Here is a 16,073-nt window from a genome sequence, read left to right on the forward strand (position 1 = left end):
TGTCACACCGACACGGCCCCGCCCGCGCCGCCCGACCCGCCCGCGCGCCGCGAGGACTCCCGTACGAGCAGACGGGTCGGCACCAGGACCCCCGACGGCTCGTCGGCGCCGTTCTCCAGGGCGGCCACGAGGAGCTCTATGCCCGCATCGGCGACGGCGTCGGGCCGCAGGCTCAGCGTCGACACGGGCGGGGCGCAGTACGCGGCGGTCGTGTCCTCGCTCACGCACACCACCAGCAGGTCGTCGGGCACCTCGTAGCCGTGCCGGCGCGCCGCCTCCAGGACCAAGGGCGGGCTCAGCTCGGCGACGACGAACAACGCGTCGGGTCGGCCTCCCACATCGGGCCGGCCTCCGGCATCAGGTCCGTCACCGCCGCCGTCCCCCCGGCCCCCGCCCGACAGCGCCTCCTCCACCGCCCGTACGACCGGACCGTTGCCCGGCTCGTCGGCGAGGGTCACCCGGGGCGTGGCGCCGTGGGCGGCGCACCAGGCGCGGTAGGCCGCGAGGACGTCCCGGTGGAAGACGGTCGTGCTGTCGGGCAGGACCAGCGCGGTCCGCCGCGCCCCCTGCTCCCCCAGGTGGTCCAGGGTCTCGCGGACCGCCGCCCCGGCGTCGACGTCCACCCAGCGTGCGCCGGCCCGGCCCGCCACCGAGGAGTCGCTGAAGACGGGGATCCGGGCGGCGAGCAGGTCCTCGACGACGGCGTCGTCGGCGACCGGATCGGCGACGATCACGGCCTCGAACGGCAGATCGGCCCACTCACCCTGCAGCGAGCCCGCCGGCAGCATCACCAGCGCGTACCCGTGCCGGAGCGCCGCCGCGGCGGTGGCGCTGGTCAGCTGGGCGAAGTACGGCGAATCCAGGTACGCCCACGGCCTCCCCGCGAACTCCCCGACCACGTACCCGATCAGCCGGGCCCGTCCCGCGCGCAGCTGGCGCGCGGCGGCGTTGGGCCGGTACCCCATCCTGCGCGCCGTCTCCCTGGCCTTCTCCCGTACCGCGGGAGAGAGCCGACCCGTGCCGTTGAGCGCGGCCGAGACGGTCGTCTTGGAGAGCCCCGCCTCGCGTGCGACGTCGACCAGACGGACACGGGGCGGGACGGGGCGCGAAGGGGGCGGCGAAGGCTGTCCGCCGTGCCCGGGGGCTTCGGTCATGGACCGATGCTGCCACCCCTGCGACCTCGAAAGAACCGTTCCCGCGAAGCCTTGTGCGGGAACGTTCCCGCATCAATACTCGCTCCATCCCCCAGCGCCCGTCACTACACCCGTAAAGGGGTGGGTCTCCTTGCGCATGTCCAGAGCCACCGCACTGCTCGTCTGTACCGTCGCCGCCGCCGCGGCCACCACCGCCGGGTGTTCCGGCGCGACCGGATCCGGGTCCGGTGCCGCCGCCTACACGGTCACCCCCACCTCTCCGCCGGCGAAGGGAGCGCTCACCTCCCTCACCTGGTCGCTCTACGCCGAGCCGTACACGCTCGACTACGCGCTGGCCTACGACTACCCGCCCAACACCGTCCTCGCCAACGTCTGCGAGCAGCTGCTGCGGGTCACCCCCGATCTGAAGATCGGCCCCGGGCTCGCCGTGAAGTACACCCATCCGGACCCGAAGACCTGGGTGTACTCGCTCCGCTCCGGGGTGACGTTCCACGACGGCACGACGATGACCGCGGATGACGTGGTCGCCTCGCTCACGCGCCACATGGACCCGGCCACCGGCTCCCCGTGGGGTTCCGCGTTCAAGAACGTCGACTCCATCACCTCCTCGGGACCGCTGGAGGTGACGATCAGGCTGACCAAGCCCGACGTCCTCCTCAACGAACTCCTCGCCGCCTCCCCCGGCACGGTCGAGAGCGCCGCCTTCCTGAAGAAGGCCGGCAAGGAGTACGGCGGCCCGAAGGGCAAGGTGAACTGCACCGGTCCGTACGCGCTCGACGGCTGGGCCCAGGGCGAGAGCGTGACGCTCAAGAAATACCCGGCGTACTGGGACTCCTCCCTGGTCCCGAAGAACGACACCGTGACCTTCACCTTCATCGAGGACCCGGCGGCCCGCGCCAGCGCGTTCCTGTCCGGCACCGCCGACGGCGGCTACATGGTGCCGTCCTCCTCGATCGCGCAGCTGCGGAGCACCACCAAGGGCACGCTGTACTTCGGCCCCAACACGGCCGCCGCCGACCTCTCCGTCCTCGACTTCAAGGGGCCGCTCGGCGACCTCAAGGTCCGCCGGGCCCTCTCCATGGCGCTGGACCGGAAGAACCTCGTCAAGGCGGCGGCCGGCGGCGTCGGCGTCCCCGCGAAGGCCCCCACCGCGCGCGGCGCCTGGGCGCTCGTACCGGAGAAGACCGACGCGTACTTCGCGGCGCTCCCGGAGCCGGTGTACGACGTGGCCGCCGCGAAGAAGCTGATCGAGGAGGCGGGCGCCACCGGGCGACGGCTCACGCTCGCGACCAGCACGCTTGCGCCGGAGATCAGCGTCGTGGCCAACGCGGTCCAGGCGGCGGGCAAGGAGATCGGGCTCGACGTACGGCTGAAGTCCGTCGCCCCGGAGGCGTACAGCAGCATCTTCGTCGACCCCGCCGCCCGCAAGGGCCTGGACCTGGTCATCACCAACGGGTACGACAACACGCCCGACCCTCTGGAGTTCTACCAGTACCTGCGCACGGGCGACTTCGGGAACTACGGCAACTGGTCGGACGTCACGTACGACGCCGCCTTCGACCGGGCCAACGCGGAGCCCGACCCGGCCCGCCGCGCGGACCTGACCGCCGAGCTCCAGAAGATCGCCGTACGCGAGCTCCCGATCATCCCGCTCTACGAGGCGCCGTACTCGGTCTTCCTCGGCAGCCGGGTGACCGGCGCGCCCACCGGGATCGCCCAGCTGTACTACCCGTGGGCCGCGACGATCGGGGCCGCACAGTCATGACGCGCTATCTCGCGGGCCGTCTCCTCGGCCTGGTGGCGGTGCTGTTCGTGACCTCGGTCGTGGTCTTCGGCGCCGTGCACCTCGCCCCCGGCGACCCGGTCTCGTTCCTTCTGCACGGCCGCCCCGCGACGCCCGAAGCGGTCGCGTCGCTGCGCGCCCAGTACCACCTGGACGATCCCCTCCCGGTCCAGTACGCGAAGTGGCTGGGCGGGGTCCTCCAGGGCGACTTCGGCCGCTCCTCGCAGTTCCACCAGGACGTCGGCGCGCTCATCGGCTCGCGTCTGCCGGGCACCGGGGTGCTCATCGGGTACGCGGCGCTCCTCGTCGCCCTCCTCGGTGTGTCCGGCGGCGTGCTCGCGGCCCTGCGGCCCGGGGCGGTGGACCGGGCGGTGCTGCTCGGCACGGGCGTGGCGACGGCGACGCCCTCGTTCGTCAGCGCCATCGCGCTCGTCTCGCTCTTCTCCGTCCAACTGGGCTGGTTCCCCGGGCCCGGTGGCACGCCCGAGGGCTTCACCGACCGGGTGTACCACCTGACGCTGCCGGCCTTCGCCCTCGCGATCACCTTCGCGGGGCTGCTGGCCCGGGTGACCCGGTCGGCGATGCTCGACGAGATGGGGCGCGAGCACGTCGAGGTGGCGCGCGCCCGCGGGGTCGCGGGCCGCGCCGTCGTCCGCCGCCATGTGCTGCGCAACGCGCTCGGCCCGATCGTCACCGTCGGCGGCACCATGCTGGCCGGCCTGCTGATCAGCACGTCCATCGTCGAGACCGCCTTCAACGTGTCCGGGGTCGGTTCGCTGCTCGTGCAGTCCGTGACCGCGAAGGACTTCGCCGTCGTCCAGGCGATCACCCTGCTCGGCGTGACGGCCTTCGTCGTCGTCAATCTCCTCGTCGACCTGCTCGTTCCGCTCGTCGACCCCCGTCTTTCGCTCCACGGGGAGGCGTCCCGATGACCACCACCCTCACGCCCGCCACGAGTGCGCTGCGCCGCCGCCCCGGTCTGGGCGGGCTGCGCGTCCTCGGACAGGGGCCGCTCTTCACGGCCGCCGTCGTCGTCCTCGTCTCGCTCGTCCTCGTCGCCGTCCTCGCGCCCGTCCTCGCGCCGTACGACCCCGAGGCGCTCGATCTGTCGGCGAGCCTGGTCGGCACGGGCGGCGACCATCTCCTCGGCACCGACCAGTCGGGCCGGGACATCCTGTCGCGGTTGCTGCACGGCGCCCGGACGGGGCTGCTCGGTCCGCTGCTCGTGGTCGGCGTCTCGACGCTCCTCGGCACGCTCCTGGGTCTCGTCGCCGCGTGGCGGGGAGGCTGGGCGGACACCGTGCTCTCGCGGTCGATGGACCTGGTCTTCGCGCTGCCGGGGCTGCTGCTCGCGATCCTCCTCGTGGCCGTCCTCGGCTCGGGCATGACCGCGCCGGTGATCGCCATGGCGGTGGCGTACACGCCGTACGTGGGAAGGCTCGTGCGCGGGATCGCCCGTCAGGAGAAGGCCCGTCCGTACATCGAGTCGTACCGGGTGCAGGGCTGGTCGGGCCGGACGATCTGTCTGCGCCATCTGCTGCCCAACATCGCCCCGACGGTCTTCGCGCAGTCCGCGATGAACTTCGGGTACGCCCTGATGGACCTCGCCGCGCTGTCGTTCCTCGGCTTCGGCGTCCAGCCGCCCACCGCCGACTGGGGAGCCATGATCAACGAGGGTCAGGGGGCGCTTCAGCAGGGCGCGATGCTGCCCGCGATGGCGCCGTCGGTCTGCGTCGTCCTCGCCGTGGTGGCGTTCGGCATCGTCGGCGAGGGCATCGCCGACCGGATCGCGAAGCGGGAGCGGTGAGCGCGATGGAGAAGCAGTCGATGGGCAGGGAGTCGACGGGCACGCCGTCGCTGGGCAAGTCGTCGCTGGGCATCGCCTCGCCGGGCAATGCGTCGCCGGTCCTGGAGATCGACGGGCTCGGGGTGCGGCTGCCGGACGGGCAGGCTGCGCGGCCGCTCCTCGACGGGGTCACGCTCCGGGTCGCGGCCGGCGAGACGGTGGGTCTGGTCGGCGAGTCCGGCTCGGGCAAGTCGGTCGCGTGCCGCAGTGTGCTCGGTCTGCTGCCTGCCACGGCACGGACGACGGGTGAGGTGCGGGTCGGGGGCCGGGACGTCCTGACGATGGACCGGGCGGAGCTGAACCGGCTGCGGGCCCGGCAGGTCGCCATGATCTATCAGGACCCCCGGGCCTCGGTGAATCCGTTGCGCCGCGTCGGCGACTTCCTCACCGAGGGGCTGCGGGGCGCCGGAACCCCCGCCGCGGTGGCTCGCGCCCGGGCCGAGGAACTCCTCGACGCCGTCGGCATCCGCGACCCGCGCGGCGCGCTGCGCCGCTATCCGCACCAGTTCTCCGGCGGCATGCTCCAGCGGGTGGTGATCGCGGCCGCGCTCGCGGGCGAGCCGGAGCTGCTGGTCGCCGACGAGCCGACGACCGCGCTCGACGTCACCACGCAGGCGGAGATCATCGCGATCCTCACCCGCCTCCAGGCCGAACGCGGCACGGGGCTGCTCTTCGTCACGCACGACCTGGAGCTGGCGTCGGCGATCTGCGACCGCGTGTACGTGATGTACGCCGGCCGGATCGTCGAGACGGCGGGCACGGACGCGCTGTTCGACCGCCCACGCCACCCGTACACGGCGGGGCTGCTCGCCTGCACCCCTCGGATCGAGGCCGAGGCCTCGGCCCCACGCCCCATCCCGGGCCGCCCCGTCTCCCTCGCCGAGGCCCCGCCGGGCTGCGCCTTCGCCGCGCGCTGCGCGCACGTGCTGCCGAGGTGCGTGGAGGAGACCCCCGTACTGGCCCCCCAGGGCGACGGCCTGGCCGCCTGCCACCGCGCCGACGAAAGGATCGAGCTGTGAGCGGTACGCCGGAGGAGCTGGCCGAGGTTCGAGGCGTGGGCGGTACGCCGGAGGAGCTGGTCGTCGAAGGACTGTGCAAGCGGTACGGCGACCATCTGGCTGTGGACGACGTGTCGTTCACCCTGGCGCCGGGCGCCTCGCTCGGCATCGTCGGCGAGTCCGGCTCCGGCAAGACCACGACCGTGCGCATGCTGGTCGGCCTGGAGCGTCCCGACGGCGGGACGGTCCGCGTCGGCGGACGGGACCGCTCGGCTCCGGCCCGTGGGAGGGCCGAACGCCTCGCACGCGCCCGCGAGATCCAGATGGTCTTCCAGGATCCGTACCTCTCCCTCGATCCGCGGGTGCCGGTGGGCCGGTGCGTGGAGGAGGTGCTGCGGCTGCACCACCCCATGGAGGCACGGGCCAGGGAGGCGCGTGTCGCCGAACTCCTCGACCAGGTGGGGCTCGGCGAGCGGGAGGCGGCGGCGCTGCCCGGCAAGTTGTCGGGCGGTCAGCGCCAGCGTGTGGCGATCGCCCGCGCGCTGGCCGCCGAGCCGCGGGTGCTCGTCCTGGACGAGGCGGTGGCGGCTCTGGACGTCTCCATCCAGGCGCAGGTCCTCGAACTCCTGAACACCATCCGCCGGGAGGTCGGCATCGGCTTCCTCTTCGTCACGCACGACCTGGCGGTCGTCCGGCACATCACGGACGAGCTGATGGTCCTCAAGGCGGGCCGGGTGGTGGAACAGGGCCCGACGTCCCGCCTCCTGGACGCCCCCGCCCACCCCTACACCCGCCTCCTCCTCGACTCCGTCCCCCGCCGCGGCTGGAACCCGTCCTCGGTCTCGACAAGCCGCCGGCCTTCGGGGGCATGAGACCGCCGCCCTCCGGGCGCGCGGGGCCAACCATCAGGGGCTTCGGCTGTACTGCTTCGTGGCCCAGGGCCTTCGGATCAGACGGTCTGCCGTCGTTGATGGACAGCGGAGAGCTGGGCGTTGGACTCCACGCGCTTGGCCGCGCGGGGATCCGACGGCGAGGGCCTGTCCGGCGGATCGTGCCGGACAGGCCCATGGCCTTTCGTCGTCGGGGGGCTCAGCGCTTGAGTGTGAAGGTGAAGTCGTCGGAGAGTTTGCCGCTCAGCCGGACCGCCGAGACGAGACTCCCCTCCGTGATCAGTCGCTCGACCTCGGCCCGCGACAGACCGCACCCTTCGGCGATCAGCCGCACCGGCCGGACGGGGATCCGTGCCGTGAAGCGGACCGAGACGTCGATGACCTCCTGGTCCAGGTGGTCCGATCCGCCGGTGTCGAGGCGCCAGGCGTCGTCCCAGTCGAGGGCGATGCGATTGCGCCGCCGTACGACCGGATCCTGGAGCAAATCGGCTGCCAGAGCAGGGTCGTTGTCGTGCAGCCGGGCCAGGAGTTCAGGCCGTACGGAGCGCACGTTCATCCGCTCGAAGACCGTGAGCTTCGCCGTTTCCCCGCAGGCCGTGCAGCGCACGAGGAGCCAGGCGTCGAGGAGCTTGTGGTGGGCGTTGACGCGAAATTTGCCGTTCGCCCGGAAGCGCTCGGTCGCGCACGTGTGGCAACGGCGCAGGACGAGCGGCAGGCAGGTGGGCATGACCACCCAGGTGGTGAGCACAGAAGTACACCGGTTTCAGTGAGAAGTCCGCAGCAAAAAGGAGCGCGGCGCACAGGCGCGACGCGCGACGATTCAGCGCTCGGGGGGTCTCACACGGTGTACAACGGCACGTCCTTGCCCAGACGACTTGGTTCGGCAGCACGGTAATGGCGCGCAGCGGCGCCGCTCCACCGATTTTCGAGCGTCTCACCGCCAGGGGGTCGGCCCGGCGGTGAGACGTGGATCAGACGTAGAAGCGGGAGAGCGACCGCAGTACGGCCGCCGGCTTCGCGCCGCCCTCGATCTCGACCGTGCCGTCGACGGCGATCTGCACCCCGCCGGGGACGTCGTCCACCGACGCGAGCCTGCCGACGAGCCGGATGCGGGAGCCGACCCGCACCGGAGCGGGGAAACGGACCTTGTCCAGGCCGTAGTTGACCTTCGTCGTGACGCCCTGCACGTCGAGCAGGCCGGTGAAGAGCGGGATGAACAGGGAGAGCGTCAGACAGCCGTGGGCGATCGGCGCTCCGAAAGGACCTGCGGCCGCGCGCTCGGGATCGGTGTGGATCCACTGGTGGTCGTCGGTGGCGTCGGCGAAGGTGTCGACGCGCTGTTGGGTGATCTCCAGCCAGTCGCTCGTACCGAGGTCGCCGTCACCCTCCCGGGCCAGCTTCTTCAGTGCGTCGATGCCGTGCACGGTCAGGGTCATGCGGGGTGCTCCTCGGAGGTGTCGGGATCGGGGGGCGACTCGCCGTGGATACGGCGCAGTTCGGGCTTGCGGAGCTTGCCGGAGGCCGTCCGGGGCAGCGCCTCCGGCACGACCACGGCCGCCTTCGGGATCTTGTACGGTGCGAGGTGGCCGGCCAGCGAGGCGAGGACGGCGTCCGCGTCGAGCGCGGTGCCGGGGTGCGGCACGAGGACCGCGCGCGGGACCTCGCCCCACCGCTCGTCCGGTACACCGATGACGGCGCACTCGGCGACGTCCGGGTGGGCCAGCAGGGCGTCCTCGACCTCGGCCGGGTAGATGTTCTCGCCGCCGGAGATGATCATGTCCTTGATGCGGTCGGCGACGGTCACATAGCCGTCGGCGTCGGCACCGGCTGCGTCACCGGTGCGCAGCCAGCCGTCGTCGAGCGCGGCGGCGCTCGCCTCCGGCAGCCCCCAGTAGCCGGACATGACGTGGGGGCCCCGTACGAGCACCTCGCCGGTCTCGCCGGGCTCCGCGTCGCTCCGGTCGGGCCGCACGATCCTGACGTCGGTGAAGAAGTGCGGCACGCCCGCCGAGCCCGCCTTGTCGACGGAGTGCTCGGCGTCGAGGTACAGCACACCGGGCGAGGCCTCCGTCAGCCCGTACCCCTGCTGGAAGGCGAGGCCGCGTTCCTGGTACGTGGAGATGAGGCGGCCGGGCACGGGCGAGCCGCCGCAGGTGAGCGTGCGGAGCGTCGACAGGTCGGCGTCCACCCAGCGGGGTGAACGGGCCATCAGCTCGTACATGGTGGGCACGCCGAACATCGCGGTGATGCCGTGCCGTTGCACCAGGTCGAGGGTCGTGTCGGCGTAGAACCGCTCCTCCAGGACGCAGGTGCCGCCCTTGAGCAGGACGGGCAGGGCCAGCATGTTCAGGCCCGCGGTGTGGAACAACGGGGCCACGACCAGGGCGCGTTCGTCGGAGCGCAGATCGGTGTCGATCAGCACGTTGAGGGCGTTCCAGGTGAGGTTGGCGTGCGTGAGCATGGCGCCCTTGGCACGGCCGGTCGTCCCCGAGGTGTACATGATGATGCAGACGTCGTCCCCGGAGACCGGCTCATCGGGTCTGGTCGCGCCCTCCGCCCCGGCGATCAACTCTTCGTACTCCACGCCTACTTGGATGCGGTACGGAGGGCTCGTCGCCGAGCCTTCGCCGTGTCCGGGCGCGTGTACCAGGGTGTGCGCGCCCGAGTCGGAGAGCTGGTGGTCGATCTCGGGCGGCGCGAGGCGGGTGTTGAGCGGGACGAAGACGGCGCCGAGCAGTCCGGCGGCGAACAGCGTCTCCAGGAAGGCCGGGTGGTTGGGGCCCAGGTAGGCGATCCGGTCGCCGCGGCGCACGCCGCGCTCACGCAGGGCGGCCGCGAGCCGCCCGACCCGGTCGTGCAGCTCGGCGTAGGTGAGGGATGTCCCCCGGTGGACCAGGGCGGTGCGGTCGGGGGTCTTGCGGGCCCGGCGTGCGGGCCACGAGCCGAGACCCATGTGCGTACCCGAGTGAGGCATCTGGCACGGCCCTTCAGACGAGCCCGAGCAGCCGGGCGGCGTTCTCCTTGAGGATCTTCGGGCGGACCTCGTCCTTGATCGCCAGCTTCTCGAAGTCGGCGAGCCAGCGGTCCGGGGTCAGGACGGGGTAGTCGGAGCCGAAGAGGACCTTGTCCTGGAGCAGCGTGTTGGCGTAGTGCACGAGCTGCGGCGGGAAGTACTTCGGCGACCAGCCCGAAAGGTCGATGTGCACACCCGGCTTGTGGGTGGCGACGGCCAGGGCCTCGTCCTGCCACGGGAAGGAGGGGTGGGCGAGGATGATCCTCAGGTGCGGGAAGTCGGCGGCGACATCGTCGACGTGGAGCGGGTTGGAGTACTTCAGCCGGATCCCGCCACCGCCCGGGACGCCGGCCCCGATGCCGGTCTGGCCGGTGTGGAAGAGCGCGATGGCGCCGGTCTCTTCGAGCACCTCGTACAACGCGTAGACGAGCGACCGGTCGTTGGGGAAGAAGCCCTGGATGCTCGGGTGGAACTTGAAGCCCCGTACGCCGTACTCCTCGACCAGTCGGCGGGCCTGCCGGACGCCCGCCCTGCCCCGGAACGGATCGACGGAGGCGAAGGGGATCAGCACGTCGGAGTGGGCCGCGGCGGCCTCGGCGATCTCCTCGTTCGGGACCGGCGGGGTGCCGGTCGCGGACTCGGCGTCGACGGTGAAGACGACGGCGGCCATGTTCCGTTCACGGTAGTGGGCGGCCATCTCCGGCACGGTCGGCCTGCGCTCGCCCGCGACCTTGAAGTACGCCGAGGAGGCCGCGTTCAGCTCGTCCCCGAGGGACACGTGGCCCTGGGCGGAGACCTCGACGTGGGTGTGGACGTCGATGGCGACGAGGGCGTCGAGGTTCATCGGGGGTCCACCGGGGCCGGGACCCTGGGGGCTGGGATGCCCACGGTCTGCGGCTGCGCGCCGACGGACGTGTGCCAGGCGGTGGCGATCGCGTCCGGGGTCCAGCCGCCGTCCGCGTACGCCGAGGCGATCTCCTGGGGGTGCGACCAGAGCGTCAGCCGGTCGCCCCCGATGCCGACGCACTGGCCGGTCACGTGGCGTGCCGCGTCCGAGGCGAGGAAGGGCACGAGTGCGGCGCAGTCCTCGACGGTGCCGAAGCCCTCGCCCTTGCGCAGGGCGTCCGGGAGCGGCTCGCCGCGCTCGCGGAGCGCCGCGACGTGCGGCGCGAAGGCCGGGACGGTCTCCGTCATGGCGGTGGCGGCGACCGGGACGATCGCGTTGACGGTGATGCCGGCCTTGGCCAGCTCCATGGACCAGGTACGGGTCATGGCCGCGATGCCCGCCTTCGCGGCGGCGTAGTTGGTCTGGCCGAAGTTGCCGCGCTGGCCGGCGGGTGAGCCGACGAGGACGAGGCTGCCGCCCTCGCCCTGTTCGCGCATCCGCACGGCGGCGGCGCGGGCGCAGGTGAAGGTGCCCTTGAGGTGGGTGGTGACGACGGCGTCGAAGTCGTCGTCGGTCATCTTCCAGAGCACGCGGTCGCGCAGGATGCCGGCGTTGGTGACCATCACGTCGAGCCGGCCGAACTCCGCGACGGCCCGGTCGACCAGCCGCTGCGCGGCCTCGGCGGTGCCGACGGCCACGGCCTCGGCGACGGCGGCGCTCTCGCCGACGGCCTCACGGACGGATTCGGCCGCCCGCTCGGCGACCTCGGGGTCGAGGTCGTTCAGGACGACGCGGGCTCCGGCGCGGGCCAGGGCGGTGGCGTAGGCGAGGCCGAGACCGCGCCCGGATCCCGTGACGACGGCGACCTTCCCCCGCAGGTCGACCGGCGGGGCGGCGAGCTGCGTGGGCGGAGGGGTGGGTGACGACACGGGTGTCCCTTCGACAGGTGGTGCTGGTGATGGAGCGACGAGATGGAAGCTAAGACCAATGATTGTTGACGTCAATAGTTGTCGTAAGGGTCGAGGATGGCGCATCCTGGGGCCATGAACCTGGCGATGGACTCCGACGAACCGTGGATGCGCTCGCTCCACTCCGACACCGGCTACCTGCTCTACCGGCTCGGCCTGCGCTCGGGGCAGCTCTTCAACGCGGCACTCCAGGAGTCCGGCGTACGCCTGCGGCACTACGCGGTGCTGCGGTACCTCGCCACCGTGGAGGGCGCCCTGCAGCGGGAGTTGAGCACGAGCCTCGGCTACGACCCGAGCGCGATCGTCAGCCTCGTCGACGACCTGGAGCGGCTGGGCTTCGTGGAGCGCCGCCCTGCCCCCGGCGACCGGCGCAGCCGGATCGTCGTCCTGACCGGCGACGGCGGAGCATTCCTGCGGGACACCGACCGGACGAGCCAGGGCGTGAGCGAGGAGCTGACCTCCCCCCTGACCGCCGACGAACGCACGGTCCTGCGTGACCTGTTGCTGCGCGTCGCCGGCGAGGGCTGAGACACCCGCCCTGGGCCCGAGCAGGCCCGAGCAAGGCCCGAGCAAGGCCCGAGCAAGACCCCCCGGAACTCCCGTGCTCCGCGATGCGACCAACTTCCCGTGAGGCCGCTGAGGTTCAGCGGCACGGCTGAGCAGTGCGGGAGACGGACAGCATGGTGGGGATCGATCGACGGAGCGCGCTGAGGTCGGCGGCGGGCGCGGGCGCGGCCGTCGCCGGCCTGAGCGCGACGACGGGGACCGCGACAGCGGGGACCGCCCCGACGGCGGCACGGGCAACGGCGGCCGCGAGGCCCGCGTGGAGTGCCGAGCGGCCGTTGCGCGTCCACATCGTCGCGTTCGACGGCGCCGAGGAGCTCGATGTCTTCGGCCCGCTGGAGGTGTTCGCGGCGGCCGCGGCCATGGGGTATCCCGTACGCCCCCTGCTCGTCACCGGCGGAAGGCGGCCCGGCCGGGTCACGGCGAGCTTCGGCACCGAGATCGCCGTCCCGAACGGCTGGGACGCGAGCACGGCCGACGTCGTCGTCGTCCCGGGCGGCGGCTTCCGCAAGCGCGACGCGCCCGGCATCTGGTCCGAGATCGCCAAGGGCGTCCTCCCCCGCGCGCTGGGCCGCGCCGAACGGCCGTCCCTGACCGTGCTCGGCGTCTGCACCGGAGTGATCGTCCTGCACGCGGCCGGCCTGATCCGCGACCGCCCCTGCACGACCCACCACGGGGCGCAGCAGTACCTGAAGGACCAGGGCGCCGACGTCCGTACCGTCCGTGTCGTCGACGACGGCAACCTCGTGTGCGCGGGTGGCGTCAGCTCCGGCATGGACGGCTCGCTGTGGCTCCTGGAGCGGGAGCTCGGCTCCGAGGTGGCCACGCGCGTCGAGGCGCTGATGGAGTTCGAGCGCCGTGGCACGGTCCTGCGTACGGCTGGAGCATGAGCTCCTGGGCAGGGGTGCCCGCGGGGTACGTTCCGGGGCAAGATCGAAGGACGTGACCTGACCCTAGGAGCCTGATGCGTGTCGCTCTCTTCCTGACCTGTGTCAACGACACGCTCCATCCCGACACCGGGCGCGCCGTCGTGCGGCTGCTGAACCGGCTGGGCGTCGACGTCGACTTCCCGCCGGGCCAGACCTGCTGCGGGCAGCCGCAGTACAACACCGGCTACCGCCATCAGGCGGAGCCGCTCGCCCGGCGCTTCGCCGAGGTCTTCGGCGCGTACGACGCCATCGTCACCCCGTCCGGTTCGTGCGGGGCCATGGTGCGCGAGCTGTACCCGCGCATGGGCGCGCGGGCCCGGGCCGAGGGGCGCGGCGACGGGCTCGCCGCGACCGTGGCGCCGGTCGTGCCGAAGACGTACGAGCTGACGGAATTCCTCGTCGACGTCCTCGGGTTGACGGACGTCGGCGCGTACTACCCGCACAAGGTCACCTACCACCCCACCTGCCACGGCCTGCGCGGCCTCGGCCTCGCCGACCGGCCGCACCGGCTGCTCGCGGCGGTCAAGGGCCTGGAGCTCGTGGAGCTGCCGGGTGCGGAGGAGTGCTGCGGCTTCGGCGGCACCTTCGCGGTGAAGAACCCCGATGTGTCCGCCGCGATGGGCGCCGACAAGGTCCGGAGCGCCGTCTCGACCGGCGCGGACGTGCTGTGCGCCGGCGACAACTCGTGTCTGACGCACCTCGGCGGCACGATGAGCCGGCTCGCGGTCGGAGTCCGGCCCGTCCACATCGCCGAGATCCTGGCGAGCACCGAAGAGGAGCCCCTGGTATGAGCGGTACCTTCCTGGGCATGCCCGCCTTCCCGGTGGCCGCACACGAGGCGGTAGGGAACCCGACCCTGCGCGCCAACCTCCGGCACGCCACGCACACCATCCGCGACAAGCGGGCCAAGGCGGTCGCGGAGCTGGAGGACTGGGCGGAGCTGCGCGAGGCCGGAAAGCGGATCAAGGACCACACCCTGCGCCATCTCGACCACTATCTGGTCCAGTTGGAGGAGTCCGTCACGGCGGCCGGCGGGACGGTCCACTGGGCGGCCGACGCCGACGAGGCCAACCGGATCGTCGTCGACCTGGTGAAGGCCACCGGGGAGAGCGAGGTCGTGAAGGTCAAGTCGATGGCCACGCAGGAGATCGGGCTCAACGAGGCCTTGGAGGCGGAGGGCATCGCCGCCTACGAGACCGATCTCGCCGAGCTGATCGTGCAGTTGGGCAAGGACCGTCCCTCGCACATCCTCGTCCCGGCCATCCACCGCAACCGGGCCGAGATCCGGGACATCTTCCGCGCGGAGATGGGGAATTGGGGCCGCCCGGCGCCCGAGACCCTCACCGACCGCCCCGCCGACCTGGCGGAGGCCGCCCGGCTCCATCTGCGGGAGAAGTTCCTGCGCGCCAAGGTCGGCATCTCCGGCGCCAACTTCATGGTCGCCGAGACGGGCACCCTGGTGGTGGTCGAGTCCGAGGGCAACGGCCGGATGTGCCTGACCCTGCCCGAGACGCTGATCTCCGTCGTCGGCATCGAGAAGGTGGTGCCGACCTGGCGGGACCTGGAGGTCTTCCTCCAGACCCTGCCCCGCTCCTCGACCGCCGAGCGGATGAACCCGTACACCTCCCTGTGGACGGGGACGACGGACGGGGACGGGCCGAAGGACTTCCATCTCGTCCTGCTCGACAACGGCCGCACCGACACCCTCGCCGACGAGGTCGGACGCCAGGCGCTGCGCTGCATCCGCTGCTCCGCCTGCCTCAACGTGTGCCCCGTGTACGAACGGGCCGGCGGCCACGCGTACGGCTCCGTCTACCCCGGCCCGATCGGCGCGATCCTCACGCCCCAACTCCGGGGCACCGCGAGCGAGATCGATGCCTCGCTGCCGTACGCCTCCTCCCTCTGCGGGGCCTGTTACGACGTGTGTCCGGTCGCCATCGACATCCCCGAGGTCCTCGTCCACCTCCGCGAGAAGGTCGTCGAACAGGGCGGGCACCGCCTGGAGAGAGCGGCGATGGGGGCGGCGGCCTGGGCCTTCGACCATCCCCGCGCGTACGAGGCCGGGCAGCGACTCGCCTCCCTCACCCGGCGCCTGCACCCCTCCCGCCTGCCCGGTCCGGGGCGTGCGTGGTCGGACAGCCGCGATCTGCCCGAGGTCCCCGCGGAGTCGTTCCGTACCTGGTGGAAGCGCGAGCACGAAGGAAAGGAGGGGTCCGCGTGAGCAGCAGGGACCTCGTCCTGGGCCGGATCCGCCGAGCCCTGACCGACGTACCGCGGACCGACGTGCCGAAGGCCGACGTACCGCAGACCGACGTACCGGAGACCGACACCCTCTACGAACAGGCCGTACCCCGCACGTACCTGCGGGAGCACGGGGACAGGGACACGGACCGGACCGTCGAGCTCCTCGCCGAGAACCTGGCAGAGTACCGGGCCGTCGTCCACCGCTGCCGCCAGGACGGACTGGCGGAGCTGATCGGCGCGCTCCTCGCCGAGCGCGGCACACGCCGGGTCCTCGTCCCGGCGGGACTGCCGCGCCCGCTCCTGAGCCGGACGGACGCCACCGTCGTGGAGGACCGGCCCGACCTCACCCCGTACGACCTCGACGCCGTCGACACCGTCGTGACCGGCTGCGCGGTGGCCGTCGCCGAGACCGGCACCGTCGTCCTCGACGCCGGCCCGGACCAGGGCGGCCGCCGCATCACCCTCGTTCCCGACCACCACGTCTGTCTGGTCCGCGTCCCGGACCAGGTCGTCGGCTCGGTCCCCCAGGCCCTCGAACGGCTCGACCCCACCCGCCCCCTGACCTGGATCTCCGGCCCCTCGGCCACCAGCGACATCGAACTCGACCGCGTCGAGGGCGTCCACGGCCCGCGACGGCTGGACGTCGTCCTGGTCGATGTCCCGGTCGACGCCCTGGTCGATGTCCTGGTCGACACCCCGGTCGACGCCCCGGTCGACGCCCCGGTCGGCTGATGAACGGCACCGCCCGCGCGGCGCCCTGAGCACCGTCCCGCCGGGCGCCTGCCCGGCGGGACCCCC

At 72.3% G+C, this 16,073-nt stretch carries 16 protein-coding genes; 10 read left to right on the top strand and 6 right to left on the bottom strand.

Annotated elements, in window-relative coordinates; translation table 11 throughout:
- Positions 1 to 2: 2 nt before the first annotated feature.
- The gene (locus ACGFYP_RS06870) at positions 3 to 1,154 is read right to left on the bottom strand and encodes a LacI family DNA-binding transcriptional regulator (RefSeq protein WP_393487239.1); all 1,152 of its coding nucleotides are present in this window, start codon (positions 1,152 to 1,154) and stop codon (positions 3 to 5) included.
- Between the two features lie 136 nt (positions 1,155 to 1,290).
- Here ACGFYP_RS06870 and ACGFYP_RS06875 point away from each other — a divergent pair, with 136 nt between their 5' ends.
- The 5 genes from ACGFYP_RS06875 to ACGFYP_RS06895 are packed head-to-tail and all read left to right on the top strand — an operon-like array spanning position 1,291 to position 6,653.
- Positions 1,291 to 2,919 carry an ABC transporter substrate-binding protein gene (locus ACGFYP_RS06875; protein WP_393487526.1) on the top strand — a complete coding sequence of 543 codons (1,629 nt, stop codon included), beginning with the start codon at positions 1,291 to 1,293 and terminating at the stop codon, positions 2,917 to 2,919.
- Positions 2,916 to 3,869 (top strand): ABC transporter permease, encoded by a 954-nt coding sequence (locus tag ACGFYP_RS06880; protein ID WP_393487241.1) that lies wholly within the window; start codon positions 2,916 to 2,918, stop codon positions 3,867 to 3,869. The genes ACGFYP_RS06875 and ACGFYP_RS06880 overlap by 4 nt, the downstream gene beginning before the upstream one ends.
- Entirely contained in the window at positions 3,866 to 4,744 is an 879-nt protein-coding gene (locus ACGFYP_RS06885) for an ABC transporter permease (RefSeq protein WP_393487245.1), read from the top strand. The genes ACGFYP_RS06880 and ACGFYP_RS06885 overlap by 4 nt, the downstream gene beginning before the upstream one ends.
- A 20-nt stretch (positions 4,745 to 4,764) precedes the next feature.
- Positions 4,765 to 5,802, top strand: coding sequence for an ABC transporter ATP-binding protein (locus ACGFYP_RS06890; protein ID WP_393487528.1), 1,038 nt, complete (start codon positions 4,765 to 4,767; stop codon positions 5,800 to 5,802).
- Positions 5,799 to 6,653, top strand: coding sequence for an ABC transporter ATP-binding protein (locus ACGFYP_RS06895; RefSeq protein WP_393487247.1), 855 nt, complete (start codon positions 5,799 to 5,801; stop codon positions 6,651 to 6,653). The genes ACGFYP_RS06890 and ACGFYP_RS06895 overlap by 4 nt, the downstream gene beginning before the upstream one ends.
- A gap of 217 nt (positions 6,654 to 6,870) precedes the next feature.
- Here ACGFYP_RS06895 and ACGFYP_RS06900 read toward each other — a convergent pair whose 3' ends face one another.
- The 5 genes from ACGFYP_RS06900 to ACGFYP_RS06920 all read right to left on the bottom strand — a co-directional run bounded on the left by ACGFYP_RS06900 (position 6,871) and on the right by ACGFYP_RS06920 (position 11,499).
- Positions 6,871 to 7,419, bottom strand: coding sequence for a DUF1062 domain-containing protein (locus tag ACGFYP_RS06900; RefSeq protein ID WP_393487250.1), 549 nt, complete (start codon positions 7,417 to 7,419; stop codon positions 6,871 to 6,873).
- Between the two features lie 223 nt (positions 7,420 to 7,642).
- Positions 7,643 to 8,107: a MaoC family dehydratase gene (locus ACGFYP_RS06905; protein WP_393487253.1), complete on the bottom strand. Its 465-nt coding sequence runs from the start codon at positions 8,105 to 8,107 to the stop codon at positions 7,643 to 7,645.
- Entirely contained in the window at positions 8,104 to 9,645 is a 1,542-nt protein-coding gene (locus ACGFYP_RS06910; RefSeq protein ID WP_393487256.1) for a long-chain fatty acid--CoA ligase, read from the bottom strand. Before ACGFYP_RS06910 ends, ACGFYP_RS06905 begins: the two co-directional genes overlap by 4 nt.
- A 13-nt stretch (positions 9,646 to 9,658) precedes the next feature.
- A complete protein-coding gene (locus tag ACGFYP_RS06915; RefSeq protein ID WP_393487259.1) occupies positions 9,659 to 10,528 on the bottom strand; it encodes an amidohydrolase family protein in 870 nt (289 codons plus the stop codon).
- Complete coding sequence (locus tag ACGFYP_RS06920) at positions 10,525 to 11,499, bottom strand: SDR family NAD(P)-dependent oxidoreductase (RefSeq protein WP_393487262.1); 975 nt, start codon at positions 11,497 to 11,499, stop codon at positions 10,525 to 10,527. The genes ACGFYP_RS06915 and ACGFYP_RS06920 overlap by 4 nt, the downstream gene beginning before the upstream one ends.
- A 114-nt stretch (positions 11,500 to 11,613) precedes the next feature.
- Between ACGFYP_RS06920 and ACGFYP_RS06925 the strand changes: the two genes are divergently transcribed.
- The 5 genes from ACGFYP_RS06925 (at position 11,614) to ACGFYP_RS06945 (ending at position 16,007) form a co-directional block, all read left to right on the top strand.
- Positions 11,614 to 12,066, top strand: a complete 453-nt coding sequence (locus ACGFYP_RS06925) for a MarR family winged helix-turn-helix transcriptional regulator (protein WP_393487264.1) — start codon at positions 11,614 to 11,616, stop codon at positions 12,064 to 12,066.
- A gap of 152 nt (positions 12,067 to 12,218) precedes the next feature.
- Positions 12,219 to 12,992, top strand: coding sequence for a DJ-1/PfpI family protein (locus tag ACGFYP_RS06930; RefSeq protein ID WP_393487266.1), 774 nt, complete (start codon positions 12,219 to 12,221; stop codon positions 12,990 to 12,992).
- Positions 12,993 to 13,066: 74 nt separating this feature from the next.
- Complete coding sequence (locus ACGFYP_RS06935) at positions 13,067 to 13,822, top strand: (Fe-S)-binding protein (RefSeq protein WP_393487267.1); 756 nt, start codon at positions 13,067 to 13,069, stop codon at positions 13,820 to 13,822.
- Positions 13,819 to 15,252 (top strand): LutB/LldF family L-lactate oxidation iron-sulfur protein, encoded by a 1,434-nt coding sequence (locus ACGFYP_RS06940; protein WP_393487269.1) that lies wholly within the window; start codon positions 13,819 to 13,821, stop codon positions 15,250 to 15,252. The genes ACGFYP_RS06935 and ACGFYP_RS06940 overlap by 4 nt, the downstream gene beginning before the upstream one ends.
- The gene (locus ACGFYP_RS06945; protein WP_393487271.1) at positions 15,249 to 16,007 is read left to right on the top strand and encodes a lactate utilization protein C; all 759 of its coding nucleotides are present in this window, start codon (positions 15,249 to 15,251) and stop codon (positions 16,005 to 16,007) included. Before ACGFYP_RS06940 ends, ACGFYP_RS06945 begins: the two co-directional genes overlap by 4 nt.
- Positions 16,008 to 16,073: the final 66 nt, after the last annotated feature.

Source organism: Streptomyces sp. NPDC048370 (assembly GCF_043200825.1).
GTDB lineage: Bacteria > Actinomycetota > Actinomycetes > Streptomycetales > Streptomycetaceae > Streptomyces.

Bases quoted from the DNA above. Each gene is read 5' to 3' on its own strand.
- ACGFYP_RS06870 (WP_393487239.1), bottom strand. From the start codon at position 1,154: ATGACCGAAGCCCCCGGGCACGGCGGACAGCCTTCGCCGCCCCCTTCG.
- ACGFYP_RS06935 (WP_393487267.1), top strand. From the start codon at position 13,067: ATGCGTGTCGCTCTCTTCCTGACCTGTGTCAACGACACGCTCCATCCC.
- ACGFYP_RS06940 (WP_393487269.1), top strand. From the start codon at position 13,819: ATGAGCGGTACCTTCCTGGGCATGCCCGCCTTCCCGGTGGCCGCACAC.
- ACGFYP_RS06875 (WP_393487526.1), top strand. From the start codon at position 1,291: ATGTCCAGAGCCACCGCACTGCTCGTCTGTACCGTCGCCGCCGCCGCG.
- ACGFYP_RS06890 (WP_393487528.1), top strand. From the start codon at position 4,765: ATGGGCAGGGAGTCGACGGGCACGCCGTCGCTGGGCAAGTCGTCGCTG.
- ACGFYP_RS06885 (WP_393487245.1), top strand. From the start codon at position 3,866: ATGACCACCACCCTCACGCCCGCCACGAGTGCGCTGCGCCGCCGCCCC.
- ACGFYP_RS06930 (WP_393487266.1), top strand. From the start codon at position 12,219: ATGGTGGGGATCGATCGACGGAGCGCGCTGAGGTCGGCGGCGGGCGCG.
- ACGFYP_RS06910 (WP_393487256.1), bottom strand. From the start codon at position 9,645: ATGCCTCACTCGGGTACGCACATGGGTCTCGGCTCGTGGCCCGCACGC.
- ACGFYP_RS06925 (WP_393487264.1), top strand. From the start codon at position 11,614: ATGAACCTGGCGATGGACTCCGACGAACCGTGGATGCGCTCGCTCCAC.
- ACGFYP_RS06905 (WP_393487253.1), bottom strand. From the start codon at position 8,107: ATGACCCTGACCGTGCACGGCATCGACGCACTGAAGAAGCTGGCCCGG.
- ACGFYP_RS06915 (WP_393487259.1), bottom strand. From the start codon at position 10,528: ATGAACCTCGACGCCCTCGTCGCCATCGACGTCCACACCCACGTCGAG.
- ACGFYP_RS06880 (WP_393487241.1), top strand. From the start codon at position 2,916: ATGACGCGCTATCTCGCGGGCCGTCTCCTCGGCCTGGTGGCGGTGCTG.